This window comes from Massilia eburnea, assembly GCF_050709955.1.
Taxonomy (GTDB): domain Bacteria; phylum Pseudomonadota; class Gammaproteobacteria; order Burkholderiales; family Burkholderiaceae_D; genus Rugamonas; species Rugamonas eburnea_A.
In genome coordinates this window covers 24,338-50,397 of sequence record NZ_JBNZFX010000022.1, presented here as the reverse complement: position 1 = coordinate 50,397, position 26,060 = coordinate 24,338, and the positions used below count along the sequence as shown (strand labels likewise).

The 26,060-nt window shown below is 60.5% G+C and carries 24 protein-coding genes, 4 tRNA genes and 1 pseudogene; 6 read left to right on the top strand and 23 right to left on the bottom strand.

Going from position 1 to position 26,060, the window contains the following annotated elements; translation table 11 throughout:
- Positions 1-687 (top strand): annotated as a pseudogene (locus ACQ4MM_RS12375) (DUF885 domain-containing protein); the annotation flags it as partial.
- 94 nt (positions 688-781) lie between these two features.
- Entirely contained in the window at positions 782-1,333 is a 552-nt protein-coding gene (locus ACQ4MM_RS12370) for an outer membrane beta-barrel protein (RefSeq protein ID WP_431477646.1), read from the top strand.
- Here the strand turns inward: ACQ4MM_RS12370 and ACQ4MM_RS12365 are convergent.
- The 4 genes from ACQ4MM_RS12365 to ACQ4MM_RS12350 are packed head-to-tail and all read right to left on the bottom strand — an operon-like array spanning position 1,330 to position 3,872.
- Positions 1,330-1,641 carry a hypothetical protein gene (locus ACQ4MM_RS12365; protein ID WP_431477645.1) on the bottom strand — a complete coding sequence of 104 codons (312 nt, stop codon included), beginning with the start codon at positions 1,639-1,641 and terminating at the stop codon, positions 1,330-1,332. The genes ACQ4MM_RS12370 and ACQ4MM_RS12365 overlap by 4 nt on opposite strands.
- A complete protein-coding gene (locus ACQ4MM_RS12360; RefSeq protein WP_431477644.1) occupies positions 1,631-1,975 on the bottom strand; it encodes a hypothetical protein in 345 nt (114 codons plus the stop codon). The genes ACQ4MM_RS12365 and ACQ4MM_RS12360 overlap by 11 nt, the downstream gene beginning before the upstream one ends.
- Positions 1,975-2,598 (bottom strand): response regulator, encoded by a 624-nt coding sequence (locus tag ACQ4MM_RS12355; protein ID WP_431477643.1) that lies wholly within the window; start codon positions 2,596-2,598, stop codon positions 1,975-1,977. Before ACQ4MM_RS12355 ends, ACQ4MM_RS12360 begins: the two co-directional genes overlap by 1 nt.
- On the bottom strand, positions 2,595-3,872 hold the full coding sequence (locus ACQ4MM_RS12350) for a sensor histidine kinase (RefSeq protein ID WP_431477642.1): 1,278 nt from the start codon (positions 3,870-3,872) through the stop codon (positions 2,595-2,597). The genes ACQ4MM_RS12355 and ACQ4MM_RS12350 overlap by 4 nt, the downstream gene beginning before the upstream one ends.
- Positions 3,873-3,998: 126 nt before the next feature.
- Between ACQ4MM_RS12350 and ACQ4MM_RS12345 the strand changes: the two genes are divergently transcribed.
- The gene (locus ACQ4MM_RS12345) at positions 3,999-4,727 is read left to right on the top strand and encodes a hypothetical protein (RefSeq protein WP_431477641.1); all 729 of its coding nucleotides are present in this window, start codon (positions 3,999-4,001) and stop codon (positions 4,725-4,727) included.
- Position 4,728: 1 nt separating this feature from the next.
- Here ACQ4MM_RS12345 and ACQ4MM_RS12340 read toward each other — a convergent pair whose 3' ends face one another.
- Complete coding sequence (locus tag ACQ4MM_RS12340) at positions 4,729-5,172, bottom strand: acyl-CoA thioesterase (protein ID WP_431477640.1); 444 nt, start codon at positions 5,170-5,172, stop codon at positions 4,729-4,731.
- Between the two features lie 147 nt (positions 5,173-5,319).
- On the opposite strand from ACQ4MM_RS12340, the gene ACQ4MM_RS12335 reads away from it, so the two are divergent.
- Positions 5,320-6,741, top strand: coding sequence for an ATP-binding protein (locus ACQ4MM_RS12335; RefSeq protein ID WP_431477639.1), 1,422 nt, complete (start codon positions 5,320-5,322; stop codon positions 6,739-6,741).
- Here ACQ4MM_RS12335 and ACQ4MM_RS12330 read toward each other — a convergent pair.
- Positions 6,685-6,990: an Mpo1-like protein gene (locus tag ACQ4MM_RS12330; protein WP_431477638.1), complete on the bottom strand. Its 306-nt coding sequence runs from the start codon at positions 6,988-6,990 to the stop codon at positions 6,685-6,687. The two genes, ACQ4MM_RS12335 and ACQ4MM_RS12330, sit on opposite strands and share 57 nt — an antisense overlap.
- A complete protein-coding gene (locus ACQ4MM_RS12325; RefSeq protein ID WP_431477637.1) occupies positions 6,965-7,600 on the bottom strand; it encodes an ArsR family transcriptional regulator in 636 nt (211 codons plus the stop codon). The genes ACQ4MM_RS12330 and ACQ4MM_RS12325 overlap by 26 nt, the downstream gene beginning before the upstream one ends.
- Positions 7,601-7,625: 25 nt before the next feature.
- Between ACQ4MM_RS12325 and ACQ4MM_RS12320 the strand changes: the two genes are divergently transcribed.
- Positions 7,626-7,997: an MmcQ/YjbR family DNA-binding protein gene (locus tag ACQ4MM_RS12320; RefSeq protein ID WP_431477636.1), complete on the top strand. Its 372-nt coding sequence runs from the start codon at positions 7,626-7,628 to the stop codon at positions 7,995-7,997.
- Here ACQ4MM_RS12320 and ACQ4MM_RS12315 read toward each other — a convergent pair.
- On the bottom strand, positions 7,987-9,597 hold the full coding sequence (locus tag ACQ4MM_RS12315; protein ID WP_431477635.1) for a M64 family metallopeptidase: 1,611 nt from the start codon (positions 9,595-9,597) through the stop codon (positions 7,987-7,989). The two genes, ACQ4MM_RS12320 and ACQ4MM_RS12315, sit on opposite strands and share 11 nt — an antisense overlap.
- Positions 9,598-9,694: 97 nt before the next feature.
- Positions 9,695-10,588: a helix-turn-helix domain-containing protein gene (locus tag ACQ4MM_RS12310; RefSeq protein ID WP_431477634.1), complete on the bottom strand. Its 894-nt coding sequence runs from the start codon at positions 10,586-10,588 to the stop codon at positions 9,695-9,697.
- Positions 10,589-10,798: 210 nt separating this feature from the next.
- On the opposite strand from ACQ4MM_RS12310, the gene ACQ4MM_RS12305 reads away from it, so the two are divergent.
- Positions 10,799-11,251, top strand: a complete 453-nt coding sequence (locus ACQ4MM_RS12305; RefSeq protein WP_431477633.1) for a cupin domain-containing protein — start codon at positions 10,799-10,801, stop codon at positions 11,249-11,251.
- Between the two features lie 34 nt (positions 11,252-11,285).
- On the opposite strand, the gene ACQ4MM_RS12300 is transcribed toward ACQ4MM_RS12305, so the two are convergent.
- The 14 genes from ACQ4MM_RS12300 to ACQ4MM_RS12235 all read right to left on the bottom strand — a co-directional run bounded on the left by ACQ4MM_RS12300 (position 11,286) and on the right by ACQ4MM_RS12235 (position 25,940).
- The gene (locus ACQ4MM_RS12300) at positions 11,286-11,882 is read right to left on the bottom strand and encodes a hypothetical protein (RefSeq protein WP_431477632.1); all 597 of its coding nucleotides are present in this window, start codon (positions 11,880-11,882) and stop codon (positions 11,286-11,288) included.
- A gap of 205 nt (positions 11,883-12,087) precedes the next feature.
- The gene (gene rpoC / locus ACQ4MM_RS12295) at positions 12,088-16,311 is read right to left on the bottom strand and encodes a DNA-directed RNA polymerase subunit beta' (protein ID WP_431477631.1); all 4,224 of its coding nucleotides are present in this window, start codon (positions 16,309-16,311) and stop codon (positions 12,088-12,090) included.
- A 134-nt stretch (positions 16,312-16,445) separates the two neighbouring features.
- Positions 16,446-20,555, bottom strand: coding sequence for a DNA-directed RNA polymerase subunit beta (rpoB, locus tag ACQ4MM_RS12290; RefSeq protein ID WP_431477630.1), 4,110 nt, complete (start codon positions 20,553-20,555; stop codon positions 16,446-16,448).
- 191 nt (positions 20,556-20,746) lie between these two features.
- On the bottom strand, positions 20,747-21,118 hold the full coding sequence (rplL, locus tag ACQ4MM_RS12285; protein WP_431477629.1) for a 50S ribosomal protein L7/L12: 372 nt from the start codon (positions 21,116-21,118) through the stop codon (positions 20,747-20,749).
- 64 nt (positions 21,119-21,182) lie between these two features.
- Positions 21,183-21,680, bottom strand: coding sequence for a 50S ribosomal protein L10 (gene rplJ / locus ACQ4MM_RS12280; RefSeq protein ID WP_431477628.1), 498 nt, complete (start codon positions 21,678-21,680; stop codon positions 21,183-21,185).
- 307 nt (positions 21,681-21,987) lie between these two features.
- The gene (gene rplA / locus ACQ4MM_RS12275; RefSeq protein WP_057261486.1) at positions 21,988-22,677 is read right to left on the bottom strand and encodes a 50S ribosomal protein L1; all 690 of its coding nucleotides are present in this window, start codon (positions 22,675-22,677) and stop codon (positions 21,988-21,990) included.
- Positions 22,678-22,679: 2 nt separating this feature from the next.
- Positions 22,680-23,111: a 50S ribosomal protein L11 gene (gene rplK, locus ACQ4MM_RS12270; protein WP_028103004.1), complete on the bottom strand. Its 432-nt coding sequence runs from the start codon at positions 23,109-23,111 to the stop codon at positions 22,680-22,682.
- A gap of 89 nt (positions 23,112-23,200) precedes the next feature.
- Entirely contained in the window at positions 23,201-23,800 is a 600-nt protein-coding gene (nusG, locus tag ACQ4MM_RS12265; RefSeq protein ID WP_431477627.1) for a transcription termination/antitermination protein NusG, read from the bottom strand.
- The gene (gene secE / locus ACQ4MM_RS12260) at positions 23,800-24,183 is read right to left on the bottom strand and encodes a preprotein translocase subunit SecE (RefSeq protein ID WP_090436079.1); all 384 of its coding nucleotides are present in this window, start codon (positions 24,181-24,183) and stop codon (positions 23,800-23,802) included. Before secE ends, nusG begins: the two co-directional genes overlap by 1 nt.
- Before the next feature lie 36 nt (positions 24,184-24,219).
- Positions 24,220-24,295 (bottom strand) — tRNA-Trp (locus ACQ4MM_RS12255).
- A 79-nt stretch (positions 24,296-24,374) separates the two neighbouring features.
- Entirely contained in the window at positions 24,375-25,565 is a 1,191-nt protein-coding gene (tuf, locus tag ACQ4MM_RS12250; protein ID WP_431477626.1) for an elongation factor Tu, read from the bottom strand.
- A 68-nt stretch (positions 25,566-25,633) separates the two neighbouring features.
- Positions 25,634-25,708, bottom strand: a tRNA-Thr gene (locus ACQ4MM_RS12245).
- 22 nt (positions 25,709-25,730) lie between these two features.
- A tRNA-Gly gene (locus tag ACQ4MM_RS12240) sits at positions 25,731-25,804 on the bottom strand.
- A 50-nt stretch (positions 25,805-25,854) separates the two neighbouring features.
- Positions 25,855-25,940: transfer RNA gene (locus ACQ4MM_RS12235), tRNA-Tyr, on the bottom strand.
- Positions 25,941-26,060: the final 120 nt, after the last annotated feature.

The following is a 26,060-nucleotide window of genomic DNA, read 5'->3' as shown; positions in this document are numbered from 1 at the left end:
CCCTGATCCCGAAGGCCAAGCTGGACCTGCGCCTGGAGCCTGAACTGAGCCGCGATACCGCCTCCGACCACTACACCGCGCCGGCCCTGGACGGCTCGCGTCCCGGCGTGTTCTGGTCCGTGGTGACCGACCCGGCCAAGTACGGCAGCACCGGCATGAACACCCTGTTCCTGCACGAAGGCAAACCGGGCCACCACTTCCACATCGCCCTGATGCAGGAACTGGACATGCCGAAGTTCCGCAAGTTCGGCGGCAATACCGCCTTCACCGAAGGCTGGGCGCTGTATGCCGAAACCCTGGGCAAGGAAATGGGCCTGTACGAAGATCCGGCGCAGTACTTCGGCCACCTGAACGACGAGATGCTGCGCGCGGTGCGCCTGGTGGTCGACACCGGCATGCACGCCAAAGGCTGGACCCGCGAGCAGTCGATCAAGTACATGACCGAAACCCTGGGCGACGAAAGCGTGGCGCGCAACCAGACCGAACGCTACATGGTATGGCCGGCGCAAGCGCTGGCCTACAAGACCGGCGCCCTGAAGATCCAGGAGCTGCGTGCCAAGGCCGAGAAAGCCCTGGGCAGCAAGTTCACGCTGGCCAAGTTCCATGCCGTCGTGCTGGGCGACGGCACGGTGCCGCTCGCCCCTGCTGGAGACCAAGGTGGACGCCTGGATCGCCAGCGCCAAGTAAGGCAACCATGACTTTCGGCAGGTGCGCGCGCGCCCTGCCTTCCCTACAGTGATGGCACGGCACACAAGCCGTGCCATCACTGAAAAGGGTTTCAATGAAACGCATCATCTCCATCCTTGCCTTGTGCTGCGCGGGCAGTGCGAGCGCACAAGACTACTTCGCCGGCGCTTCCATCATCGCATCGGGCAGCACCAGCCTCGATACCCAGGCCGGCCGCGTCAAGAGCAATAACAACCCGCTGCGCTTCAAGCTGTATGGCGGCATGAGGATCAGCGAAAGTCTCGCGCTGGAAGGCGGCTACGCCCGCTTCGGCAAGGACCGCTTTGCCGCATCCGGCACCAATGTCGGCATCTCTACCGACACCTTGTACGTCGCCGCGCGCGGCACCTGGCAGCTAGGCGACTCCTTTGAGCTGTTCGGCCGTATCAGCATATCGGCACAGCGCTACCGCATCGACGGGCTGGCCGGTACCGCAGACAGCAAGAGCGGATTCTCGCCGCTGCTTGGCGTGGGACTGGGTTACAAACTAACGGACAACGTCACTCTGACGCTGGAGGCCGAACACTTCGGCCGCATCGATGTCAGCGACAAGGGCCGGCATTTCGGTCGCGGCGGCTATTCAGCCGGGCTGAAATACAGCTTCTAAAAGCTGTACAGCAGTGCAGTACTCCAGGCGACGCTGCTGCGTCGCTCGATGCCTGGCGCATGGGCGCTGCTGCCAGCCAGGCGGATGCCGGTGACGGAGCCCACCAGCGCCTGCCGGCGTCCCAGCCTCCAATGCCAGCGCGCGCCGAGGCGATTGCTCCAACCGTCATCCTCTCCAGTGGCTGCCTGCAGCATCAAAGTGTGGTCGGCATTCAGCGGATTGATCCAGTTGACCGCCAATTCCGCCTTCACCTTGCCATCCCTGGCGCCGACGCCAGCCTGCGCGACCACTTCAACGTCATGCAGCACACGCCACTGTACAAAGCCGCCGGGCGCCAATTGTGTTCCACCGGCGCCCCTGCGCCCGATTGCTGAAGCCGACCATCGGACCGTACTGGAAATGCGGTTCATCCGACAGCTTCCATCCGGCGGACAATCCTTCGACAAAGGCGCCGTTACTCCACTGCATGGAGAACCATGGATAGATGAAATTCTCACGCGCATTGCTGCCGCGCCGAGCCCACGCCTCACCGTAGACCAGGCCCACGCTGCCTTCGCGGCTGCCCTCCGGCATCAGGGTAACGGGCGATTGCGCCTTCGCCTGGCAGGCCACTGCCAGCAGCAGCAAAACGGTGGCGCGCATCAGATCAAGCCCATTTCCAGGCCATGCAGCACCGCCCGCACACGGTCGCGCACACCAAGCTTGGCCAGGATGCTCGACACATGGTTTTTCACCGTGCCTTCGCTCAGCGCAAATGCCGCCGCGATTTCCGCATTGCTCATACCTGCGGCCACCAGCGCCAGCACCTCGATTTCGCGCTCGCTGAGCGTGCCGCCGGCATCGTGCACGCCGCGCGCGCTCTCAAAGGCAGCGCGCGTGCGTTCGGTCAGCGCCGGCCGGAACAGCGTGCCGCCCTGCGCTACGCTGCGGATGCCGTCCGCCAGCCGCTCCAGCGAAATGTCTTTCAGCAGGAAACCGCGCGCTCCGGCGCGCATGCCTTCGAACAGCACTTCTTCGTCATCGAAGGTCGTGAGCAGGATGGCGGGCGGCAGGGCCTGGCCGCTGCGCAGCAGGTCAATGCCGGAACAATGCGGCATGCGCACATCCAGCAGCAGGACGTCGGCGTCGGTGCGCGCCAGCAGCGCTGCCGCTTGCGCGCCATCTGCAGCTTCGGCCACCACGCGGATATCGGGAGTCATGTCGAGCAGTCCGCGAATACCGCTGCGCACCAGCATCTGGTCGTCCACCAATACCACGCGGATCATGGCTGCGCTCCGGCATTGGGCAAGGTGATGCGCAGGCCAAAACCACGCCGAGGCAAATCGACAGCGTGCAGCGCACCGCCCAGCAAGGCCAGGCGCTCCCGCATGCCGCGCAAGCCGTTGCCTTCCTGCGCCGTGCCACGGCCGGCGCCGTCGTCCTCGATCAAGGCGTGCAGCTGTCCGTCGCGCATCGCTATATCGATCACCAGGCTGGCAGCATCCGCATGGCGCACGGCGTTGCTGAGGGCTTCCTGCACGCAGCAGAACAAGGCATGCGCAACGGCAGGCGCCGGCGCATGCATAGCGGGATCCACCCGCAGCGTGATGACCGGCTGCGGAATGCCGGCGCACAGTCGCTCCAACGCCAGCCGCAAATCAACGCCCACGGCTGTCCGCTCGGCGGCAACCACCGCCCGCACTTGTGCCAGCAGCTCACGCGAAAGCTCATGCGCGGTCAGCAGCGAAGCGTCGGCCTGCTCGCCCGCCTTGCGCCGCGCCAGGTCCAGGTGCAGCTTGAGCGCCGTCAGGTGGTGACCGGTCGAATCATGCAGGTCGCGTGCAATACGCATGCGTTCCGATTCGCGGATGGTGTCTGCCAGCAGCAATTGCGTGGCCAACAGCTCGGCATGTTTGGCAGCCAGCGCCTGGCGGCCGCGCCGTTCGCGTGAAGCCAGCCAGCCCAGCGCGAATGTGAGCAAGACCACCAGTTGTTCCAGCAGCACGTACAGAACCGTCGCGGTGGCATTGCGGTCGCTGGACGAGATGCCGCCGTGCAGCGCCAGCGCCGCCAACGCGGCAATCGAGACGGTATTCAGCCCCAGCATGGCGGCCAGCGCAGCGAGCGCACGGCGCGGCGCCAGATGGCTGGCCAACATGGCGGCCAGCACCATCGACAGCACCACCGAGTGGATCGCACAGGCGCTTGCCAGTTGCAGCGCCAGCAAGCCCCGCCTGGCGCCGGGCGCCAGCCGCCGGCGAGGCTGCAAGGTCAGCGCGGTGGCTGCGACGAAAGCAGCACACAGCAGCGCAACCAGGCCGAGGAAGATGTGCAAGGCCACCGAGGCATGGTCCGACCCAGCCCGGACCAGCGATGGGGCCGGCGCGTACCAGTCGGCCAGGCGGCGCGCCAGCACGCCGGCTGGGCTGAACAGGTCGGCACTGCCCGGGCCGAGATACCACGGCACCAGGATTTCGATGGCAGCGCCAGCCAAGCTGGCAAGCAGGATGATGCCGGCAGCACTGCCGGGGCGCGGCCGGAACGGGAGAATGGCGGGCATAGCTGACAAAAAGATAAATGGCGCCGCAATTCTAACCTCCACGGATATGCCGCCGGCAGTGCCTTTCGTCATCGACATGACTTTCGGCAGGGGTCCCTGGCGCAGCTTGCCCTACAATTGCGGCCCATGAATTGTCGAACCTTGCTGATCGCCGTCGCCATGCTGGCCGCGGGCGCGGTGCGCGCCGGCGAAGACATGCCCGTGGTGCAGATAGTGGCGCCGGCCGATGCCGAGTGGCACAGCTATCGCCGCGCCTACAAAGCCGCCAGCTTTTTCGCACCATATGTGGCCAAGCGCCCTTTGATCCAGGCCCACCTGCAGATCCGCCCGCTTGCGCCCGATACCCCCATGGATGGCCTGCGCATCCAGCTGGTTGGCGAGACCACCAATATCGAGCTTGCGGTCGACGCGCTGGGGCGCGCCACCCTGCCCATGCTGAAGCAGGCTTTTGACGAAGATGCCGTGCTGCGCTTGAACCGGCGCAAAGGACATTACCAGTTCAGCGGCCGCTACTCGATCCGGCCCCGTGACGACGGTGTCTACCCGCTGGCCATGCTGCACGAGGCCTGCGAACAATTGATTTCCGCCCAACGCGCCTCCGGCTACCGCCTGCGCCTGCTGGGCAAGGAATGCAAGGGCATCAAGTTCATTTACGCACCGGGCGACACCAGTGCCGCGGTGGAGTTGCACAATGCGGGCGTCAGCCAGCGCATTGCCGCCCAGCCCGGCCTGCCGTTTGAAAACCGCACCATGGGCCCATACCAGGTCGTCACCGTGCGCCTGGCCGACTGGCCTGCGCTGGCGCAGGCGGTGCCGCTGCCAGGCTTGCTGGGCATCGGCACCGTCTACGAATAGCCTATTTTTTCAGTGCATAGCGCTTGATGCGCTTGAGTACCAGTTCCGGCAACGGCGCGATCTCTTTCGCGTGGTTGGCGAACACGATCTGCTGCCGGCCCACCGATACCGGGTGTCCCTCGGCGTAGAAGCGGAACTCGAGCCAGAACGAGCATTTCCGCACATCGTAGGCATTCACCTCGCAGGAAACTTCCTGGAATGGGAAAGTCTCTTGCAGGTAATCGTTCTGCGCATGTTTCGTAATAAATACCCCCTCCGCCTGCAACATGTCGCGGGAAATACATTCATAAAACCATTTTTCCCGGCAAATACCCTGCCATTCGAAATACCGCGCGAAATAAGTATTCCCGTAGGCATTGGAATCCTTGAGGAATATCGACAGCTTATGGTGGAAGGTCATTTCGGCTGCGGCAGGGGCGTCGGGGGCTGGGACGTGCATGTACATAGGACTATCTCTCCATAAAAGTAAAACGGCTTAATGCCAGCCCTTACTTTTTCCGATTGGCGCGCCGAACTATTGATATTCCTCAATACTTGTCCAATTTCTTGACAATAAGCTGTTAACAATCCGTTTTCAAGCTGAGGAAACTCAATGTATGCGCTAATACCGGCATTGGTCTCAGCCCTATTTATTTGCTATGGGCTGTACGTTTTGCGCTCGCGCGGCCCGAACCGGGTCGGGCTGACCTTTTTCGCCGTCTGCGCCACGACCTTCTTCTGGCAGGCCAGTTGGGCGCTGCTCTTCCTGACGCATAACCACAGCACGGCCATGGCGTTGGCACGCGTGGGCTACCTGCCCATCCTGTTCCTGCCCACCACGCTGTACCACTTCATCATCGAGCTGACCGGCAGCAAGGACGAGCGGCCAGGCCTTTACGCCAGCTACCTGTTTGCCTGCGGCCTGGGCCTGTTGCTGCCTACCACGGACTGGATGCTGTCCGGCCTGCAGCACTACTTCTACGGCTCCTACCCCAAGGCAGGCTGGCTGCATCCGCTGCACCTGGCGCAGACCGTGCTCGTGATCGGGCGTGCCCTGTGGCTGCTGTACCGCCGCCAGCAGCGCGCGGTGTCGACCGAGCGCACCCGCTTGCGCTACGTGCTGGTGAGCATCCTGATCTACTTCGGCGCGGCCAGCGATTACCTGTGCAACTACGGGGTCGAGATCTATCCGCCAGGCGTGGTGTTCATCATGGCTTCGCTGGGCCTGATCGCCCAGGCCATGGTGCGCCACAACCTGCTGGCCGACCCGATGGCGGCCGCCGCCACCATCGCCCATGAAATGCGCACCCCGCTGGCCAGCATCCGCAGCCAGACCCGCATCCTGGCGCGCAGCCTGCCCGAACTGATTGCCGGCTACCGGCCGCAGCACCAGGGAGCGCTGGGCACGCGCCAGCTGGAACACCTGGGCGAAATCGCGCGCAGCATCGATGCCGAAGTGTCGCGCTCCAACTTCATCGTGGACATGCTGTTGGCCTCTGCGCGCGACGGCATCATGCGCAGCGAAAGCTTCGCCGTGCATTCGGTCAGCGTATGCGTGGATGAAGCGATGGCCTGCTATCCCTTCTCCGGTGCCGAGAGGTCTCAGGTGCGCGTCAGCATCCGCAACGAATACAGCTTCCACGGCTCGGACGTGCTGCTGATGTTCGTGCTGTACAACTTGCTGAAGAATGCGCTGCAGGCAGTGAAGGTCAACAACAGCGGCGCGGTGGAGGTCGAGTGCTATTCGCGCGGCACCTACAACTGGCTGGTGGTGACCGACAACGGCCACGGCATCGCGCCCGATGTCCTGCCGCATGTGTTCGAACCGTTCTACACCACCCATCGCAATGGCGGCGGCACCGGCATGGGCCTGGCATTCTGCAAGCGCGTGGTATCGGCCTTCGGCGGCGAGATCGGCTGCGAGTCGGAGGCGGGGCGCTACACGCGCGTGGTAATCAGCCTGCCGCTTGCCGCAGCCTCACCATCCAACGCGGCCCGTAAGCATATCGCGGAACATTACCCAGTCGCCCATTAAACTGAACAGCGGGTACTGGAAGGTCGCCGGCCGGTTGTGCTCGAAGAAGAAGTGGCCGACCCAGGCGAAGCCGTAGCCGACCACGGGCAGCAGCCATAACAGCACCAGCTCGCCCGTGACCATGGCTATCGCCACCAGCAGCAGCACAATGCTGGAGCCGGCGAAATGCAGCCGGCGGCAGGTGCTGTTGGCATGCTGCTGCAGGTAGAAGGGATAGAACTCCCTAAACGTCCGGTAACGCGTCTCCATGCTCATCCTCCGGGTGGACTTCTTTGATGATGTTATCGAGGTCGGTATCGTCGCCCAATACAAACACCTTGCGGTCTCCCAGCATCTTGAGGATGAAAGGCTGCTGCTCGCGCAAGCGGCGCTGGAAGTCGTCGACGGAATACAGGTTGGGATTGATCTTGCGGCGCAGCAGGCGCTCGGCCACCGGCAAGCGGTTCAGCAGTTCGCCATAAGTGGTATTCTCGCCGATCAGCAGCAGCTCGACCGGCGCGCTGGAGTCTTCCGCGTCCTTGACCGTGGTGCCGTAGACGAAAGCCACGCTAAGCTGCTTGCGCATCGGCGCCAGGGCCGAATTCAGCACGCTGACCAGGCCAAAGGTCTTCTTGACCAGGCTGGCCAGTTCGGAATAGACCAGGTTTTCCTTGTTGGGACGGAATTGGCGTACATTGCCAATGCGCTCGGAGACGATCAGCCCGGATTCGTGCAGGCGCTTGAGCTCGCGCTGCGCGGAAGCGCTGCCCAGCCCCGTCAGGCGCATGATTTCATTGAGGTGGAAACCCTCATTCACGCGCACAAACAGCAAACCCAGCAGCTTTTGCTGGGCGGGGGTAAACAGGGCCGAGGCGATCATAGACTAAATGTTAGCATGATGCACCATGCCTATCCACCACCTGACCGTCCCCAAGCTGAAAACCCACTGCGCCAGCCTGCCGGGCGCAGAAAGCCTGCTGCACGCGCCTCCTGTCAATGTACTGAGCTACAAGATCGGCGGCAAGACCTTCGCCTACTTCAAGACCAGCGAACCGGAACAGTGGCGCTTCAGCTTCCGCGCCACGCCCGACCGTTTTCTCGAACTCACTGGCATGCCGGGAGTGAAACCGGCCCGTTACATGGGCCGGTTTCACTGGGTCACCATCGTCGACGTGCGCAGCTTCCCGCCGGACTACCTGGTCGAGCTGGTGCAATGGTCCTACGACAAGGCCTTCTCCGCCCTGCCGAAGGCACGCCAGCGCGAACTCAAGGCTTAGGGAAGGCGTAGCTCAGCGAATAGTTGCCGCTGCCCGAATACGACTTCACCTGCGCGTAGTAATAGCCCGCCGTGCCGTTGTAGCCGATCGACTCGCTGGAAGTATTGCCCTCGCTGGCCGCGACCTTGGTCCACGCGCTGCCCGACCATTTGTACAGGAACAGGTCGAAGTCCGTCCCGGAAGGGCCGCTCAGCTGCAGGGAGAAGGTGCCGGCACCGGCCTGCACCCAGCCTGGCGAAGCGCTTGGCGCGATCGCGCTGCCGCCGTTGGCCAGCGTACCGGTCTGGGTCACCGAACCTGACCCCGTGTACTTGGCGAAAACCTTCTTCACCGCGCCTTCATTCACCGCATGCCACGGATAACCGAGCGTGCGCATGCGCGAGTTTTCGGTCGGACGGTATTTGCCCGAGCCACAGTACTGCGCGCCTACAAAGGTGCCGACGGTGCCGTTCGGATAGACGCCCAGGCCGGTCGGGACAGCGGTGCTGCCGGCAATCAGGTTGCCCCATTTGACCGAGCGCGAGCCGTTCAGCGACACGTTGACCTCGCTCGGCTCGCTGCTCGTGCTGCAGGTGCCGTACTCGTATTCATCGGCCAGCGCGAACGCGGTATGGCCAATTTCATGCAGCGCCACTTCGATCGACGAAGCGTGCATCGACAGCGTCGCCACCGCGCCGCCCGAACCGCCATAGCGCGTGGAGTTGGCGATCACCACGATCACATCGCGCGCATCGGGCGCCAGCACGGAGCCGGCGATATTGGTCGCCTTGGTGTTGTTCACGCACAGCAGGCGCTCGATGTTGTAGCAGCCGAATTCGGCATCCATCGCCGTGTCGCGATAAATGCCCTTGTCGATCTCGTCCACGCCGGACTGGTTGCTGGCCACGTCGACGCGATGGATATTCATCGCAGCACGGTTGGCATTGAACAGTGGGTCAGCCAGGAAGCCGTTGATCACTTTCTGCGCATCGGCGCGCCACTTGTCCATTTCAGCGGCCGTGTAGCCGTCACCGATAAAGACATAGTCCATATGGGTAGCCGCGCTGCCGTTATTCAGGATCGTGGTCGCCGTTGCGGCCGGCGTCGCCGCCAGCATGGCGGAACGGGCAGCCTTGCCGCTGGCAGCAGCCTGCTCCAGCGTGCTGCGGTCGAAGCGTGCCAGCGGCCCGGCCGCGGCGACAGCCGACTTGGCACTGGCCGCACCGCCCTGCTGCGGCAGCACCTCGACACTGGCGGTCGCCTTGTCGAATGGCAGCGACACCTCGAAGCTGCCTTCGCGTTGCTGCACCGTGGTCGACAAGTCGATGGCGCCGGAGCGCGGGTTGAAGGTTTCCACGTGACGGCGCAAGCCATTATTGACGCTCACCTGGTGCAGCACGCGTCCCTGGGCATCCTTGGCAACCACCAGCCACTGGTCGCCTTCAGCGCCCTGGCGCACATCCGGCGTCACGGCAAACTTGCCCACCTGCGCATGCAGCGGCTTGAATTCCGCGCCTGCGCGGCCCTCGGCAAAACCGATGCGCAGCGAAATATTGTCAGCCTGCGCAGCGCCGGCCGCCGCCAGCGCAAGCAGCGCCAGGGAATTACGAAGTGAAGCCATCTTGTCTCTCCATTTGTTGTGGTTTGGGACTGGAGATTCTGTGGCCGGTCAGTTTGCTACGCGTGCACAAACGCGCGCAAATTGCACAATCCTGCTATTAACAATTGTTACAGCGGCCGGCCCGCCACGCAGCCGGCGACAAGCCGTAATGCGCCGTAAAGGTCCGCGTGAAATGACTGGCGCTATGGAAGCCGAACTCCTCGGCGATATCGACGATACGCGCCTCCCCGCCCGCCAGCGCCACACAAGCCTGCTCAAGACGGCGCGTCAACACATAGCGATGCGGCGGCAAGCCAACCGCACGATGGAACTCTCGCGAAAAATGCGCCGCGCTCATGCCGCACAGCGCAGCCAGTCCGGCATTGGCCAGCGGCGTATCGAGATGCTCCGTGATATGGCGCAGCACACGGCGCAGTCGCGCGCCGCCGAGCGAGCTCTCCGCGGCCTGCGACGGCCGCGAATAATGCTCGATCAGGTAGCAAACCAGGGCCATGGCAAGGTGATCGCACATTTCCGCCGCCAGCGGCCCCGCCAGCACCTGCGCATCGAGCATCTTGCGCACCAGGTCGAACACCATGCGGTCGGACGTGAACTGGCTGGCCGCCAGTGTCGCATCGATCTGCTCCCCGCGCTGGGCGGCCAGGCGATCGACCAGTTGCACCGGCAGGAAGACGTTGACGATATCGCAGCCGCTAAGCTGGCTCCAGCGCCCCTGCTCCCCCGGCGGACAAAGGCGGAAGCGATTGGCCCCGATGGTCCCGCCCCAGACCGGCGTATTGCCCTGCCAGATACGCGCATCGAGCGGCTCCATCATCAGCGCCAGGCGATAAGTGCCCGGATGCGGGCTCACCGAGCGGATCGCGTGCTCCGGCCCATCGCTGGACCAGCGCCCCAGCGCAGCCCCCGATCCCGGCAGCGGCCCGATACAGGCATGCAGCGAACTGACGCCCGCCATCCTGAACCACCGCTCAAGCTCTTCGACGCTCTCCATCGAAGCAATATACCCCAGCTACAGCCCAGCCCGTGTCACACCATGGGGTCACACCCCAAGTGGGACACGGCCTCGGCCGTAAACCACTCCCCCGGCCACTGTTTTGGCACAGTTTTGTCGCAGAAGCCCCACTTGGAATCCCGGATGGATGGGCTATAACGATAGGTGGACGCCAGTTTCCCGCCAACCACAACAAGAAGGAGCGCCACCATGAAAACAATGGCATTTGCGGTGCTAGCGGTTGCCACCCTGCTGAGCGCGAACGCGCCAGCCAAAGACAAGCCCATGGAAGATATGGTCTGGCCAGCCGAATCGGTAAAATGGGAGCCCGGCCCGCTCCCCGGCACCAAGGTCGCCAAGCTATGGGGCGACTGGATGAAAGGTCCCTACGGGGTGATGGTGAAATTCGATGCCGGCCAGATCAACGCCCTGCACCACCATACGCGCGCGCTGAAGATCGTGATCATTTCCGGAACCTTCACCCACAAGACAGACGGCGCCCCCGAAACCAAACTGGGCCCGGGCTCCTACCTGATGCAAGCTGCCGGCAAAAAACACGTCAGCGGCTGCGCCGCTGGCGCCGAATGCACCTTCTTCATGACGTCCGACGGCAAGTTCGATTTGATCGACGACTCGAAGGCGGCGGCCAGCGACAAGAAGTAAATGCGAACCGAATTTGAGGTCGTCGCAGGCGACCTCAATTCTTCCCGTAGCTGACCAAGAACTGCAGGATGGCGCGGATCTCGGCCTCGGTAGCGGACGCGAGATGGAACACGTCGCGGTCATCCCAGGTCATCTTGGATTCGGTCAGCTTGATCATGCAAGCGCCGAAATGGTCCATATTGAAGGCCGCGCCCAGCGCATGCCCGCGCGGCGGCATGGTGTTGAAGAGAATCCGGAAACTACGGTCAGGCATTTGACGGATCACCGGCTCGCAGTTGGAATCGAAGCCCCGCGCCTGTACCTCGCCGTAGCTGCGGGCATGTTTCGCGATAATGGACGCGTAGCTGAAGCGACGCACGCCGCCATAACGCTGGTTCACATGCACCGTGACGTCATTGTCCAGCGGGACCTTTACCGCAACGCCCTGCGAATCCCTGGCCTCGGTCTCAATCCGCTCGCCCGCTACCAGCGCATCGAACAGCTTGCGTTTGGCAGGATGAAGGCGTGCCACGATTTCCGCATGATTGTTTGGCAAGTCGAACAGGCCGCTGAACATTGACTCGTGCAGGTACAGTTTTCCATCGTCGCCCACCGTCGTCGCGTCACAGGTGATTTGCAGGGATTCGGCCATATCGTTCTCAAACAATTTCAGAAATACTGATTGTAGTATGCAATTGGCGCCTGGCAATCTTTCAAACCCCGGCGCATAAAGAAACGCCTCCCGAAGGTGGCGTTTTTGTCACGAAAATGTCCACTTCGGGGTCAGGAACCAAAGTGGACATTTGCGGCAAAAAAAACGCCACCCGAAGGTGGCGCTTTCGCTAGCGGCAGAAAGCTTACGCTTCGTCGCTGTGGTGCGGTTCGTCCGCTGGCAGCTCGGCCACGATGGCGGCGCGTTCGGCTTCCAGCAGCGCTTTGCGCTCTTCGGCTTCCCACACTTCCTTCTCTTTGCGAGCGCGGTGGAAGGCCAGGCCGGTACCGCCAGGGATCAGGCGGCCAACGATGACGTTTTCCTTCAGGCCGCGCAGACCGTCGCGCTTGCCCATGATCGCAGCTTCGGTCAGGACACGGGTGGTTTCCTGGAACGATGCGGCCGAGATGAAGGAGTCGGTCGACAGCGATGCTTTGGTAATACCCAGCAGCACGTTTTCGTAGGTAGCCGGGATCTTGTTGCCGGCATTCATACGGTCGTTTTCTTCCAGCAGTTCGGAACGCTCCACCTGCTCGCCGACGATGTAGTCGGTGTCGCCGGCGTTGACGATCTGTACGCGGCGCAGCATCTGGCGAACGATCACCTCGATGTGCTTGTCGTTAATCTTCACGCCCTGCAGACGGTACACGTCCTGCACTTCGTCAACGATGTAGCGTGCCAGCGCTTCGATACCCAGCAGGCGCAGGATGTCTTGCGGATCGGCCGGGCCGTCCACGATCATCTCGCCCTTGTTCACCACCTGGCCGTCGTGCACCAGCACTTGCTTGTCCTTGGTAATCAGGAACTCGTGCTTGTTGCCGTCCATGTCGGTGATTTCCAGGCGCTGCTTGCCCTTGGTCTCTTTACCGAAAGCCACGGTACCGGTGACTTCCGCCAGCATGCCCGCGTCTTTCGGCGAACGTGCTTCGAACAGTTCCGCCACGCGTGGCAGACCGCCGGTAATGTCTCGGGTCTTCTGCGATTCGGTCGGGATACGCGCCAGAACCTCACCCACGGACACTTGCTGGCCGTCTTTCACCATGATCAGTGCGCCCACCTGGAAGCCGATCGCTACAGCGTGTTCGGTGCCGGCGATCTTCACTTCCTGGCCTTCTTCGTTCAGCAGTTTCACCTGTGGACGCAGGGCCTTGCCTGGGGAACCACGACGCTTGGCGTCGATCACCACCAGGGTGGCCAGGCCGGTCACGTCGTCGACCTGACGGGCCACGGTCACGCCTTCTTCGACGTTCTCGAAACGGACCACACCAGCGTACTCGGTAATGATCGGACGGGTCAGCGGATCCCAGGTTGCCAGAGGAGCGCCGGCCTTGATGACCATGCCATCCTTGACGATCAGGGTGGCGCCGTACGGCACCTTGTGACGTTCACGCTCACGGCCGTGGTCGTCGGTAATCAGCACTTCGCCGGAACGGGAAATGACGATCTGTGCGCCCTTGCCGTTGGTGACGTAACGCATGGTGGCGGTGAAGCGCACGATACCGTTCGACTTGGCTTCCACCGACGATGCCACTGCTGCACGCGATGCCGCACCACCGATGTGGAAGGTACGCATGGTCAGCTGGGTACCAGGTTCACCGATCGACTGCGCTGCCACAACACCGACTGCTTCGCCGGAGTTGACCAGCATGCCGCGGCCCAGGTCGCGGCCATAGCACTTGGCGCACAGGCCGTAGCGGGTGTCGCAAGTCAGCGGGGTGCGGACTTTGACTTCGTCCACGCCCATGCGTTCGATGTCTTCCACCATGTCTTCGTCCAGCAGGGTGCCGGCTTCGTACACGGTGACCTGGGTCTCAGGATTGACGATGTCGGTGCCTGCCACGCGGCCGAGGATACGGTCGCGCAGGGCTTCGATCACTTCACCACCTTCGACCATCGCCTTCATCAGGGTGCCGTTGGAAGTGCCGCAATCGTCTTCGATCACCACCAGGTCCTGGGTCACGTCGACCAGACGACGGGTCAGGTAACCGGAGTTCGCGGTCTTCAGTGCGGTGTCGGCCAGACCTTTACGAGCGCCGTGGGTCGAAATGAAGTACTGCAGAACGTTGAGGCCTTCGCGGAAGTTCGCGGTAATCGGCGTCTCGATAATGGAGCCGTCAGGTTTTGCCATCAGGCCACGCATACCGGCCAGCTGGCGAATCTGTGCTGCGGAACCACGCGCACCGGAGTCGGCCATCATGTAAATCGCATTGAACGATTCCTGGGTCGACTTGGAGCCGTCGCGACGGATCACGTCTTCGACTTTCAGCTGGTCCATCATCGCCTTGCCGACTTCATCGGAGGTCTTGCCCCAGATGTCGACGACCTTGTTGTAACGTTCGCCGGCGGTGACCAGACCGGAAGCGTACTGCTGCTCGATCTGCTTCACTTCCGCTTCGGCGGTCGCGATCATGGTCTTCTTGACGTCCGGCACCAGCATATCGTCCACGCAGATGGAGATACCGGCACGGGTTGCCAGGCGGAAGCCCGACTGCATCAGCTGGTCGGCGAACACCACAGTGGCGCGCAGGCCGCACTTGCGGAAGGACGTGTTGATCAGCTTAGAGATCTCTTTCTTCTTCAGCGAACGGTTCAGTACGCTGAATGGCAGGCCTTTCGGCAGGATCTCGGACAGGATGGCACGGCCAACGGTGGTTTCGTAACGGGTCAGGGTACGCACGAACTCGCCGGTCGCTGGATCTTTTGGATTCTCAACGATACGCACGGTGATGCGGGTGGCCAGTTCGACTTCCTTGTTGTCGTAAGCACGGATGACTTCGGACACGTCCGGGAACATCATGCCTTCGCCCTTGGCGTTGACGGCTTCGCGGGTCGCGTAGTACAGACCCAGCACGATATCCTGCGAAGGAACGATCGATGGTTCGCCGTTCGATGGGAACAGGATGTTGTTCGAAGCCAGCATCAGGGTGCGGGCTTCCATCTGTGCTTCGATCGACAGCGGCACGTGGACTGCCATCTGGTCACCGTCGAAGTCAGCATTGAATGCTGCGCAGACCAGTGGGTGCAGCTGGATCGCTTTACCTTCGATCAGCACCGGCTCGAACGCCTGGATACCGAGACGGTGCAGGGTTGGTGCACGGTTCAGCATGATCGGATGTTCGCGGATCACTTCTTCCAGGATGTCCCACACCACTGGCTCTTGCACTTCGACCAGCTTCTTGGCGGCCTTGATGGTGGTCGCGAGACCCATCAGTTCCAGCTTGTTGAAGATGAACGGCTTGAACAGTTCCAGGGCCATCAGCTTTGGCAGACCGCACTGGTGCAGTTTCAGCTGTGGACCCACCACGATCACGGAACGGCCGGAGTAGTCGACGCGCTTACCCAGCAAGTTCTGACGGAAGCGGCCGCCCTTACCCTTGATCATTTCAGCCAGCGACTTCAGCGGACGCTTGTTGGCGCCGGTCATCGCTTTGCCGCGACGGCCGTTGTCCAGCAGCGAGTCAACCGCTTCCTGCAGCATGCGCTTTTCGTTACGCGTGATGATCTCTGGAGCACGCAGCTCCATCAGGCGCTTCAGACGGTTGTTACGGTTGATGACGCGGCGATACAGGTCGTTCAGGTCGGAGGTCGCGAAGCGGCCGCCATCCAGCGGCACCAGCGGGCGCAGTTCCGGCGGCAGCACCGGCAGCACTTCCATGATCATCCAGTCCGGCTTGATGCCGGAACGCTGGAATGCTTCCAGCACTTTCAGACGCTTGGCGTACTTCTTGATCTTGGCTTCGGACTTCGATTCCTTCAGTTCCACGCGCAGGGCTTCGGCATCGCGGTGGATGTCGATCGAGCGCAGCAGTTCGCGGATACCTTCAGCGCCCATGAAGGCGGTGAAGTCGTCGCCGTACTCTTCGTACTTGGCGGCGTAGTCGTCTTCCGACATGATCTGGCACTTCTTCAGCGGGGTCATGCCTGGATCGGTCACAACGTATGCTTCGAAGTACAGGACGCGTTCGATATCGCGCAGGGTCATGTCCAGCACCATACCCAGACGGGACGGCAGCGATTTCAGGAACCAGATGTGGGCAACCGGCGAAGCCAGTTCGATGTGGCCCATGCGCTCACGACGCACTTTGGCCAGGGTTACTTCAACGCCGCACTTTTCGCAGATGACACCGCGGTGCTTCAGGCGCTTGTACTTGCCGCACAGGCATTCGTAGTCCTTGATCGGGCCAAAGATCTTGGCGCAGAACAGGCCGTCGCGCTCTGGCTTGAAGGTACGGTAGTTGATGGTTTCTGGCTTTTTGACTTCGCCATAGGACCACGAACGGATTTTCTCAGGAGAGGCCAGACCGATCTTGATCGCGTCGAACGACTCGTTTTGCTGTACTTGCTTGAATAAATCGAGCAGGGCTTTCATGTATCACTCCAGATAGTGATGAATTCTTTACTTACTTAAACCGGTAACCCTGGGTACGACCCAAGGGTCGGACCCGTTACGCGGCTGCCGCAGAGCGGGTCTGACCCTTGGGTCAGACCCTGACTTACCGGTGTTTAGTTGCGTTCCAGGTCGATATCGATACCCAGCGAACGAATCTCTTTCACCAGCACGTTGAACGATTCCGGCATGCCGGCATCGATCACGTGGTCGCCCTTGACGAGGTTTTCGTACACTTTGGTACGGCCGTTCACGTCGTCGGACTTCACGGTCAGCATTTCTTGCAGCACGTAGGACGCGCCGTACGCTTCCAGTGCCCACACCTCCATCTCACCGAAGCGCTGGCCACCGAACTGGGCTTTACCGCCCAGAGGCTGCTGCGTCACCAGGGAGTAAGGACCGGTGGAACGGGCGTGCATCTTGTCGTCGACCAAGTGGTGCAGCTTCAGCATGTGCATCACGCCCACGGTGACTTTGCGCTCGAACGCTTCGCCGGTGCGGCCGTCGTACATGGTGACCTGGTTCTTGGACGGGGTCATGCCCAGGTGCTTGGCGATATCGTCCGGATACGCCAGGTCCAGCATGCGGCGGATCTCTTCTTCGTGCGCGCCGTCGAACACCGGAGTCGCGAACGGCACACCCTTCTTCAGGTTGAATGCCAGCTTCATGATCTCGTCGTCGGACAGGGAAGCGATATCTTCCTTGGCGCCGGACTCGTTGTACACGGTGGTCAGGTACTTGCGCATCTCTTCGACTTTGATCTGCGCTTGCAGCATCTCGCCGATACGGATGCCCAGGCCCTTGGCTGCCCAACCGAGGTGGGTTTCCAGGATCTGACCAACGTTCATACGGGACGGAACGCCCAGTGGGTTCAGCACCACGTCGGCCGGGGTACCGTCAGCCATGTATGGCATGTCTTCCACCGGAACGATACGCGACACCACACCCTTGTTACCGTGGCGGCCTGCCATCTTGTCGCCGGACTGCAGGCGACGCTTGACGGCCAGGTAGACCTTGACCATCTTCTGCACGCCAGGCTGCAGTTCATCGCCCTGGGTCAGCTTCTTGCGCTTCTCTTCGAAGGCCAGGTCGAACTGGTGGCGCTTCTCGGCGATGGATTCCTTGATGGCTTCCAGGGCCTTGGCCATGTCTTCGTCGGCAGGACGGATGTCGAACCAGTGGAACTTGTCCAGGTCGTCCAGGTAGTCCTTGGTGATCTTGGCGCCCTTGGCCAGCTTCTTAGGGCCGCCGTTGACAACTTGGCCGATCATCATCTTTTCCAGACGCTGGAAGGCATCGCCTTCCACAATACGCATCTGGTCGTTCAGGTCCAGGCGGTAGCGCTTCAGTTCATCGTCGATGATCTGCTGGGCGCGCTTGTCGCGCGGGATGCCTTCGCGGGTGAACACTTGCACGTCGATGACGGTACCCACCATGCCGGATGGCACGCGCAGCGAGGTGTCTTTCACGTCGGAGGCTTTTTCGCCGAAGATCGCGCGCAGCAGCTTCTCTTCCGGGGTCAGCTGGGTTTCGCCTTTCGGGGTCACCTTACCGACCAGCACGTCGCCGGCCTGCACTTCAGCGCCGATGTACACGATGCCGGATTCGTCCAGGCGAGCCAGTTGGTTCTCCGCCAGGTTCGAAATATCGCGGGTGATTTCTTCCGCGCCCAGCTTGGTGTCACGTGCCACGACGGACAGTTCTTCGATGTGGATCGAGGTGTAACGGTCGTCTTTTACAACGTTTTCCGAGATCAGGATCGAGTCTTCGAAGTTCAGGCCATTCCATGGCATGAAGGCCACGGTCATGTTCTGGCCCAGTGCCAGCTCGCCCAGGTCGGTCGATGCGCCGTCGGCGATCACGTCGCCTTTGGCCACACGGTCGCCCACTTTGACGATTGGACGCTGGTTGATGTTGGTGTTCTGGTTGGAACGGGTGTACTTGATCAGGTTGTAGATGTCGACACCGACTTCACCAGCCTGTGCTTCTTCATCGTTGACGCGGATCACGACGCGGCCGGCGTCGATGTAGTCCACCACGCCGCCGCGCAGGGCCTGCACGGTGGTGCCGGAGTCGACTGCCACGGTACGTTCGATACCGGTACCGACCAGCGCCTTTTCAGGACGCAGGCAAGGCACGGCCTGACGCTGCATGTTGGCGCCCATCAGTGCACGGTTCGCATCATCGTGTTCCAGGAATGGAATCAGCGAGGCAGCGACGGACACGATCTGGCCTGGCGCAACGTCCATGTACTGCACGCGCTCTGGGGAAACCAGGATGGTTTCGCCGGCTTCACGCGAGGACACCAGTTCATCGACCAGCTTACCTTCTTCATTGATCTTGGCGTTAGCCTGGGCAATGATGTAGCGGCCTTCTTCGATGGCGGACAGGTAGTCGATCTTGTCGGTGACCTTGGAACCTTCAACCTTGCGGTACGGGGTTTCCAGGAAGCCGTATTCGTTCAGGCGGGCGTACAGTGCCAGCGAGTTGATCAGACCGATGTTCGGGCCTTCAGGCGTTTCGATCGGGCACACGCGGCCGTAGTGGGTCGGGTGCACGTCGCGCACTTCGAAGCCTGCGCGTTCGCGGGTCAGACCGCCAGGGCCCAGAGCGGATACACGGCGCTTGTGGGTGATTTCCGACAGCGGGTTGGTCTGGTCCATGAACTGCGACAGCTGGGACGAACCGAAGAACTCGCGAATCGCAGCCGAGATCGGCTTGGAGTTGATCAGGTCATGCGGCATCAGGTTGTCGGCTTCGGCCTGGCCCAGGCGTTCCTTGACGGCGCGCTCAACGCGCACCAGGCCGGCGCGGAACTGGTTCTCGGCCAGTTCGCCCACGCAACGTACGCGGCGGTTACCCAGGTGATCGATGTCGTCGACTTCGCCGCGGCCATTGCGCAGCTCAACCAGGATCTTGATCACGGCCAGCACGTCTTCGTTCGACAGGGTCATGGCGCCGGTCAGTTCATCGCGGCTGATGCGGCGGTTGAACTTCATGCGGCCCACGGCCGACAGGTCGTAACGGTCCGGGCTGTAGAACAGGCCGTTGAACAGGGCTTCCACCGACTCTTCGGTTGGCGGTTCGCCAGGACGCATCATGCGGTAGATCGCGACGCGGGCTGCGGTCTGGTCGGCGGTGTCGTCGATACGCAGGGTCTGGGAAATGTAGCCGCCCTGGTCCAGATCGTTGGTGTACAGGGTCTGGATGGTGTTGATATTGGCGTCGCGCAGCTTGCCCAGGGTTTCCTCGGTCAGCTCGTCGTTGGCCAGTGCCACCACTTCGCCGGTTTCCTGGTCAACGATGTTCTTGGCCAGTACGCGGCCCAGCAGGTAGTCTTCCGGCACGGAGATGTGCTGGATGCCGGCCGTTTCGATTTCGCGCACGTGCTTGGCGTTGATACGCTTGTCTTTGGTGACGATGGTCTTGCCCGACTTCGGATCGACGATGTCGAAGCGCGCGACTTCACCGCGCAGGCGTTCGGACACGAACTCCATCTCTGCGCCTTCCGAACGCAGGTTGAAGTTGTCGAAGACGAAGAAGTTCGCCAGGATCTGTTCCGGCGTCATGCCGATCGCCTTCAGCAGGATCGATACCGGCATCTTGCGGCGACGGTCGACGCGGAAGTACAGGATGTCTTTCGGGTCGAACTCGAAGTCCAGCCAGGAACCGCGGTAAGGGATGATACGTGCCGAGAACAGCAGCTTGCCGGACGAGTGGGTCTTGCCGCGGTCGTGCTCGAAGAACACGCCTGGCGAACGGTGCAGCTGCGATACGATGACACGCTCGGTACCGTTGATCACGAACGAGCCGGTGGTCGTCATCAGGGGCAGTTCGCCCATGTAGACTTCCTGCTCCTTCATTTCCTTCACGACCGGCTTGGTTGGCGATTCCTTGTCCAGGATCACCAGGCGCACTTTGGCGCGCAGCGGGGAAGCGAAGGTCAGGCCGCGCAGTTGGCATTCCTTGACGTCGAACGCCGGGTCACCCAGGACGTAGGACAGGAATTCCAGGCGAGCGAAGCCGTTGTGGGAAACGATTGGGAAGATCGACGTGAAAGCCGATTGCAGGCCTTCGTTCTTGCGTGTTGCAACAGGAGTGTGCTCTTGCAAGAAGTTCTCGTAAGACTCAAGCTGGGTAGCCAGCAAGAACGGAACGTTGTGGACGTTGGCGCGTTTCGCAAAGGACTTGCGAATGCGTTTCTTCTCAGTAAATGAGTAGTGCATGGACACTCCGTGTGAGACAGGAAAAGGTAGAGAATTCAGCGTTGCGGGCGCGCTTCGCAAGACTCAATTCACTATAAAACAACAACTTCTACTTCAGAGACGACAAAGGAGCCAAGGGCGGACCCACCCTTCCGGATGAGATCCGCCGCATTGGCTTCCTAAACTAAGGCAGGAATCCCGCCTTGGTTCAATTACTTCAGATCGGCCTTGGCGCCAGCTTCTTCCAGCTTCTTCTTGCCAGCTTCAGCGTCAGCTTTCGACAGGGCTTCTTTCACGGTCTTCGGTGCGCCGTCAACCAGATCCTTGGCTTCTTTCAGGCCCAGACCGGTGATTTCGCGAACAGCCTTAATCACGCCAACTTTGTTAGCGCCGACTTCGGACAGAACCAGGTTGAATTCGGTCTGCTCTTCAGCAGCAGCGGCTACTGCGCCGCCAACGGCTGGAGCTGCCATTGCAGCTGCGGACACGCCGAACTTTTCTTCGAATGCCTTGACCAGTTCGTTCAGGTCCATTACGGACATTTCGGATACTGCGTTCAGGATGTCGTCTTTGGAAATTGCCATTTGAAACTCCTAATTTGTTTGTAATACTACAGAATTGGTATTGACTAAGAAACCACGCCAGCAATTAAGCGGCTTCGGTTTCTTTCTTGGCTGCCAGAGCAGCCAGGCCACGTGCAAAGCCCGACACCGGAGCCAGCATAACGCCCAACAGCTGCGAAATGAGGACTTCACGGGAAGGAATGCTCGCCAGCGCGGTAACAGCGGCTTGATCCAGCTGCTTACCTGCGTAGTTACCGGCTTTCAGGACCAGTTTGTCGTTGGTTTTTGCGAAGTCAGCGATGACTTTCGCAGCAGCAACAGCATCTTCCGAGATCGAGTAGATCAGCGGACCGGTCATGGAGTCAGCCAGAGCGGCGAACTGCGTGCCTTCAACTGCACGACGTGCCAGGGTGTTCTTCAGAACACGGATGTACACGCCTTGCGCACGCGCATTAGCACGGAGTTTAGTCAAGTGACCAACCTGGATGCCACGGTATTCGGCCACGACGATAGTTTGCGCAGTTGCTACTTTTGCGGAAACTTCGGCGACAACGGCCTTCTTGTCATTCAGATTGAGACCCACGGTCTTCTCCTTAAATAATGCTTGGCTTACGCCTCGCATCGGTTCGAACAACGGCGTCCGAGGTTTAGGAGTCTAAAGGGACTACATAAACTTGTTCGGGATCACCATCTGCGTTGGGGAGCCCTAGGGCTGATTAACCCAGAACCTACCTGATGCTCCGGGCCCAACGGTCTTTGAAGGCGCGGCCGGGTTGCCCCGGCCAGCCCAAAGATCCGCCCACCCTTCCGGATGGGACTTAATACTTTAACTAGCGGTGTCAGGGTCGAACACGCTGCGCGTGTCCGCACCTGAGCACCCGTACGTTGCCTTACAGACCAGCGTGGTCCACGCGTACGCCAGCGCCCATGGTGGACGACAGGGATACTTTGCGCAGGTAAACGCCTTTCGACGATGCTGGCTTAGCCTTGTTCAGTGCGTCGATCAGGGCAACCAGGTTGGTCTTCAGATCTGCGTCGGCGAACGATTTACGGCCGATGGTAGCGTGGATGATACCTGCCTTGTCGGTACGGTACTGAACCTGGCCGGCTTTCGCGTTTTTCACGGCGGTAGCGACGTCAGGGGTAACGGTGCCAACTTTCGGGTTAGGCATCAGGCCACGTGGGCCCAGGATCTGGCCCAGGGTACCAACGATACGCATGGTGTCTGGGGAAGCGATCACGATGTCGAAAGGCATGTCGCCGGCTTTGACGCGCTCGGCCAGGTCTTCCATACCAACAACGTCAGCGCCAGCAGCTTTAGCCTGCTCAGCCTTGTCGCCGGTTGCGAACACAGCAACGCGAACAGTCTTACCGGTGCCAGCTGGCAGAACCACGGAACCACGCACAACCTGGTCGGACTTCTTAGGGTCCACGCCCAGCTGAACGGACACGTCGATCGATTCGTTGAACTTGGCGGTCGCCAGTTCTTTGATCAGAGCAACAGCGTTGTCGAAGGCGTACACTTTGGTACGGTCAACTTTAGCCTTGATGGCTTGAGCGCGCTTGGACAGTTTTGCCATGATTAGATGCCCTCTACGGTGATGCCCATCGAACGTGCGGAACCAGCGATGGTGCGTACAGCAGCATCCAGGTCGGCAGCGGTCAGGTCCGGGGTCTTCAGTTTAGCGATTTCTTCAGCTTGGGCGCGGGTCAGCTTGCCTACCTTGTCGGTATGTGGCTTAGCGGAACCTTTTTGCACGCCGGAGTGCTTCTTGATCAGGAAGGTCGCTGGAGGGGTCTTCATCACGAAGGTGAAGGACTTGTCCGCGAACGCAGTGATCACGACTGGGATTGGCATGCCTGGTTCCATACCTTGGGTCTGCGCGTTGAACGCTTTGCAGAATTCCATGATGTTCAGACCGCGCTGGCCCAGTGCTGGACCGATTGGAGGGGATGGGTTTGCCTTACCAGCTGGAACTTGCAGCTTGATAAAGCCAATGATTTTCTTTGCCATTTGGGCACTTCCTATCGTTGGATTGAGTAGTAGCGCCCCGCACGCGGCGGGGCTCCTCTTGTTTGACTGATTAGACGCTCAGCCAGGCGTTAAACTTTTTCGACTTGACCGAACTCGAGTTCGACTGGGGTCGCGCGGCCGAAGATGGTGACAGAGACACGCACCTTGGATTTTTCGTAGTTGACTTCTTCGACGTTGCCGTTGAAGTCGGTGAACGGGCCATCCTTGATGCGGACTTGCTCGCCCACTTCGTACAGCACTTTCGGACGCGGTTTTTCCACGCCTTCCTGCATTTGCTGCATGATCTTGTCGATCTCGCGTGCAGGAATCGGAGTCGGTTTGTTCGACTTGCCGCCGATGAAGCCGGTCACCTTGCTGGTGTTTTTCACCAGGTGCCAGGTTTCGTCGGTCATTTCCATTTCAACCAGAACATAGCCTGGGAAGAAGCGGCGCTCGGTAACGGACTTCTGACCGTTACGAACTTCAACGACTTCTTCGGTTGGCACCAGGATCTGGCCAAACTGATCTTGCATACCGGCGCGCTCGACGCGCTCCGTCAAGGCGCGCTGGACGCTTTTCTCCATACCGGAGTAGGCGTGCACGACATACCAGCGCTTGTTGCTGACTGGGGTCGACACTGCCTGCGCAGGCTCTTCCTTGCCCGGCTCGTCTTGTACAATTTCGCTCATTATTTCTTCCAACCCAGGATGAGGTCGTACAACACAAATTCGAGAATCTTATCCGTGCCCCAAAGGAAAATCGCCATCACCAGCACGAAGGCGAACACGATCAGGGTGATCTGACGGGCTTCCTTGTGGGTTGGCCATACTACCTTCTTGGTTTCGCGAACGGATTCTTTCGCAAAATTCAGGAAATCACGGCCTGCGGCAGAGGTGTACGCGATGCCGGCGGAAATAAGCAAACCAACCACAAGCGCAGCTGCCCGCACCAGGGTTGGTTTACCGGTCAGGACGAAGAATCCGACCACGCCTGCAATCAACGCCACAACTGCCAACACGACTTTGAACTTATCGTTCGTCGTGCTAACGGTTTGCACGGATTGATTAGACATTTAACTTTTACTTTCGGTGCCCTGCACCAGATTCGGTGGCAGGGGCGGAGGGCATCGAACCCCCAACCTTCGGTTTTGGAGACCGACGCTCTGCCAATTGAGCTACGCCCCTACGTAAAACTTTACAGTGGAATCCGTAATTCTAGCACCCATCAGCGATGGGCGCTAGCCTTGGCTGGATTCTTTTCGCCTTAAGCCAGGATCTTGGCTACGACGCCGGCGCCGACGGTACGACCGCCTTCACGGATTGCGAAACGCAGGCCTTCTTCCATAGCGATCGGGGAGATCAGCTTGACGGTGATGGAGACGTTGTCGCCTGGCATAACCATTTCTTTGTCCGCTGGCAGTTCGATCGAACCGGTCACGTCGGTGGTACGGAAGTAGAACTGTGGACGGTAGTTGTTGAAGAACGGGGTGTGACGGCCGCCTTCATCTTTCGACAGAACATAGATCTCGCCGGTGAAGTGATCGTGCGGCTTGATCGAGCCTGGCTTCGCCAGAACCTGACCACGCTGAACGTCTTCACGCTTGGTGCCGCGCAGCAGCAGGCCAACGTTGTCGCCGGCTTGACCCTGGTCCAGCAGCTTGCGGAACATTTCCACGCCGGTGCAGGTGGTTTTCACGGTGTCGATGATACCGACGATTTCGATCTCTTCGCCGACCTTGATGATGCCGCGCTCAACACGACCGGTCACCACGGTACCGCGGCCGGAGATCGAGAACACGTCTTCCACAGGCATCAGGAAGGCGCCGTCAACTGCGCGCTCTGGGGTTGGGATGTAGGTATCCAGGGCATCAGCCAGACGGATGATGCACTCTTCGCCCATCTCGCCAGCTGCGCCTTCCAGTGCCATACGTGCCGAACCTTTGATGATTGGCAGGTCGTCGCCTGGGAATTCGTACTTGGACAGCAACTCACGCACTTCCATTTCGACCAGTTCCAGCAGTTCTGCGTCGTCGACCAGGTCGCACTTGTTCAGGAACACGATGATGTATGGAACGCCAACCTGGCGTGCCAGCAGGATGTGCTCGCGGGTCTGTGGCATTGGGCCGTCAGCTGCGGAGCAAACCAGGATCGCGCCGTCCATCTGCGCAGCACCGGTAATCATGTTCTTGATGTAGTCGGCGTGGCCTGGGCAGTCAACGTGAGCGTAGTGACGGTTTGCAGTCTCGTACTCAACGTGGGCGGTGTTGATGGTAATGCCGCGTGCTTTTTCTTCTGGAGCAGCGTCGATCTGGTCGTAAGCTTTGGCTTCGCCGCCGAATTTCTTCGACAGGACGGTTGCGATAGCAGCGGTCAGGGTGGTCTTACCATGGTCAACGTGACCGATGGTGCCAACGTTCACGTGCGGCTTAGTCCGCTCGAACTTTTCTTTTGCCATTTTAGACTCCTAACAAATGTGAGTTGCTGGGCACGCGCCCGACTAATCAGATGGATACTGCAGAATTCTGGTGCCCTTGACGTGGATTGAACACGTGGCCTCTCCCTTACCAAGGGAGTGCTCTACCACTGAGCTACAAGGGCTTATTTTTACTACTGTGCTGCATGGAGCGGGTGAAGGGAATCGAACCCTCGTCATAAGCTTGGAAGGCTTCAGCTCTACCATTGAGCTACACCCGCGAGGTTCCGACTACTTTCGACTACAACTTCACTCAGCTACCTGCAAGCTTTGGTGGAGGGGACTGGATTCGAACCAGTGTACTCATAAGAGGGCAGATTTACAGTCTGCTGCCTTTAACCACTCGGCCACCCCTCCGCGAAGGAACCGCAGAGTATGAAGCAACTTTCCAACACTGTCAACACCGCTATTTGCTTATTTCGCAAACGCTGCATGACGTGCGCTTCGGGGCGAGATTGTAATGGCTAGTCCTGCAAA

Excerpts from the sequence above, each read along its gene's own strand:
- nusG (WP_431477627.1), bottom strand. The coding sequence starts at position 23,800 with ATGAGCGAAATTGTACAAGACGAGCCGGGCAAGGAAGAGCCTGCGCAG.
- ACQ4MM_RS12300 (WP_431477632.1), bottom strand. The coding sequence starts at position 11,882 with ATGGCCGAATCCCTGCAAATCACCTGTGACGCGACGACGGTGGGCGAC.
- ACQ4MM_RS12310 (WP_431477634.1), bottom strand. The coding sequence starts at position 10,588 with ATGGAGAGCGTCGAAGAGCTTGAGCGGTGGTTCAGGATGGCGGGCGTC.
- secE (WP_090436079.1), bottom strand. The coding sequence starts at position 24,183 with ATGTCTAATCAATCCGTGCAAACCGTTAGCACGACGAACGATAAGTTC.
- rplK (WP_028103004.1), bottom strand. The coding sequence starts at position 23,111 with ATGGCAAAGAAAATCATTGGCTTTATCAAGCTGCAAGTTCCAGCTGGT.
- ACQ4MM_RS12320 (WP_431477636.1), top strand. The coding sequence starts at position 7,626 with ATGCCTATCCACCACCTGACCGTCCCCAAGCTGAAAACCCACTGCGCC.
- ACQ4MM_RS12305 (WP_431477633.1), top strand. The coding sequence starts at position 10,799 with ATGAAAACAATGGCATTTGCGGTGCTAGCGGTTGCCACCCTGCTGAGC.
- rplL (WP_431477629.1), bottom strand. The coding sequence starts at position 21,118 with ATGGCAATTTCCAAAGACGACATCCTGAACGCAGTATCCGAAATGTCC.
- ACQ4MM_RS12345 (WP_431477641.1), top strand. The coding sequence starts at position 3,999 with ATGAATTGTCGAACCTTGCTGATCGCCGTCGCCATGCTGGCCGCGGGC.
- tuf (WP_431477626.1), bottom strand. The coding sequence starts at position 25,565 with ATGGCAAAAGAAAAGTTCGAGCGGACTAAGCCGCACGTGAACGTTGGC.
- ACQ4MM_RS12370 (WP_431477646.1), top strand. The coding sequence starts at position 782 with ATGAAACGCATCATCTCCATCCTTGCCTTGTGCTGCGCGGGCAGTGCG.
- ACQ4MM_RS12360 (WP_431477644.1), bottom strand. The coding sequence starts at position 1,975 with ATGCGCGCCACCGTTTTGCTGCTGCTGGCAGTGGCCTGCCAGGCGAAG.
- rpoB (WP_431477630.1), bottom strand. The coding sequence starts at position 20,555 with ATGCACTACTCATTTACTGAGAAGAAACGCATTCGCAAGTCCTTTGCG.
- ACQ4MM_RS12330 (WP_431477638.1), bottom strand. The coding sequence starts at position 6,990 with ATGGAGACGCGTTACCGGACGTTTAGGGAGTTCTATCCCTTCTACCTG.
- ACQ4MM_RS12355 (WP_431477643.1), bottom strand. The coding sequence starts at position 2,598 with ATGATCCGCGTGGTATTGGTGGACGACCAGATGCTGGTGCGCAGCGGT.
- rpoC (WP_431477631.1), bottom strand. The coding sequence starts at position 16,311 with ATGAAAGCCCTGCTCGATTTATTCAAGCAAGTACAGCAAAACGAGTCG.
- ACQ4MM_RS12350 (WP_431477642.1), bottom strand. The coding sequence starts at position 3,872 with ATGCCCGCCATTCTCCCGTTCCGGCCGCGCCCCGGCAGTGCTGCCGGC.
- rplA (WP_057261486.1), bottom strand. The coding sequence starts at position 22,677 with ATGGCAAAACTGTCCAAGCGCGCTCAAGCCATCAAGGCTAAAGTTGAC.
- ACQ4MM_RS12325 (WP_431477637.1), bottom strand. The coding sequence starts at position 7,600 with ATGATCGCCTCGGCCCTGTTTACCCCCGCCCAGCAAAAGCTGCTGGGT.
- ACQ4MM_RS12340 (WP_431477640.1), bottom strand. The coding sequence starts at position 5,172 with ATGTACATGCACGTCCCAGCCCCCGACGCCCCTGCCGCAGCCGAAATG.
- ACQ4MM_RS12335 (WP_431477639.1), top strand. The coding sequence starts at position 5,320 with ATGTATGCGCTAATACCGGCATTGGTCTCAGCCCTATTTATTTGCTAT.
- ACQ4MM_RS12315 (WP_431477635.1), bottom strand. The coding sequence starts at position 9,597 with ATGGCTTCACTTCGTAATTCCCTGGCGCTGCTTGCGCTGGCGGCGGCC.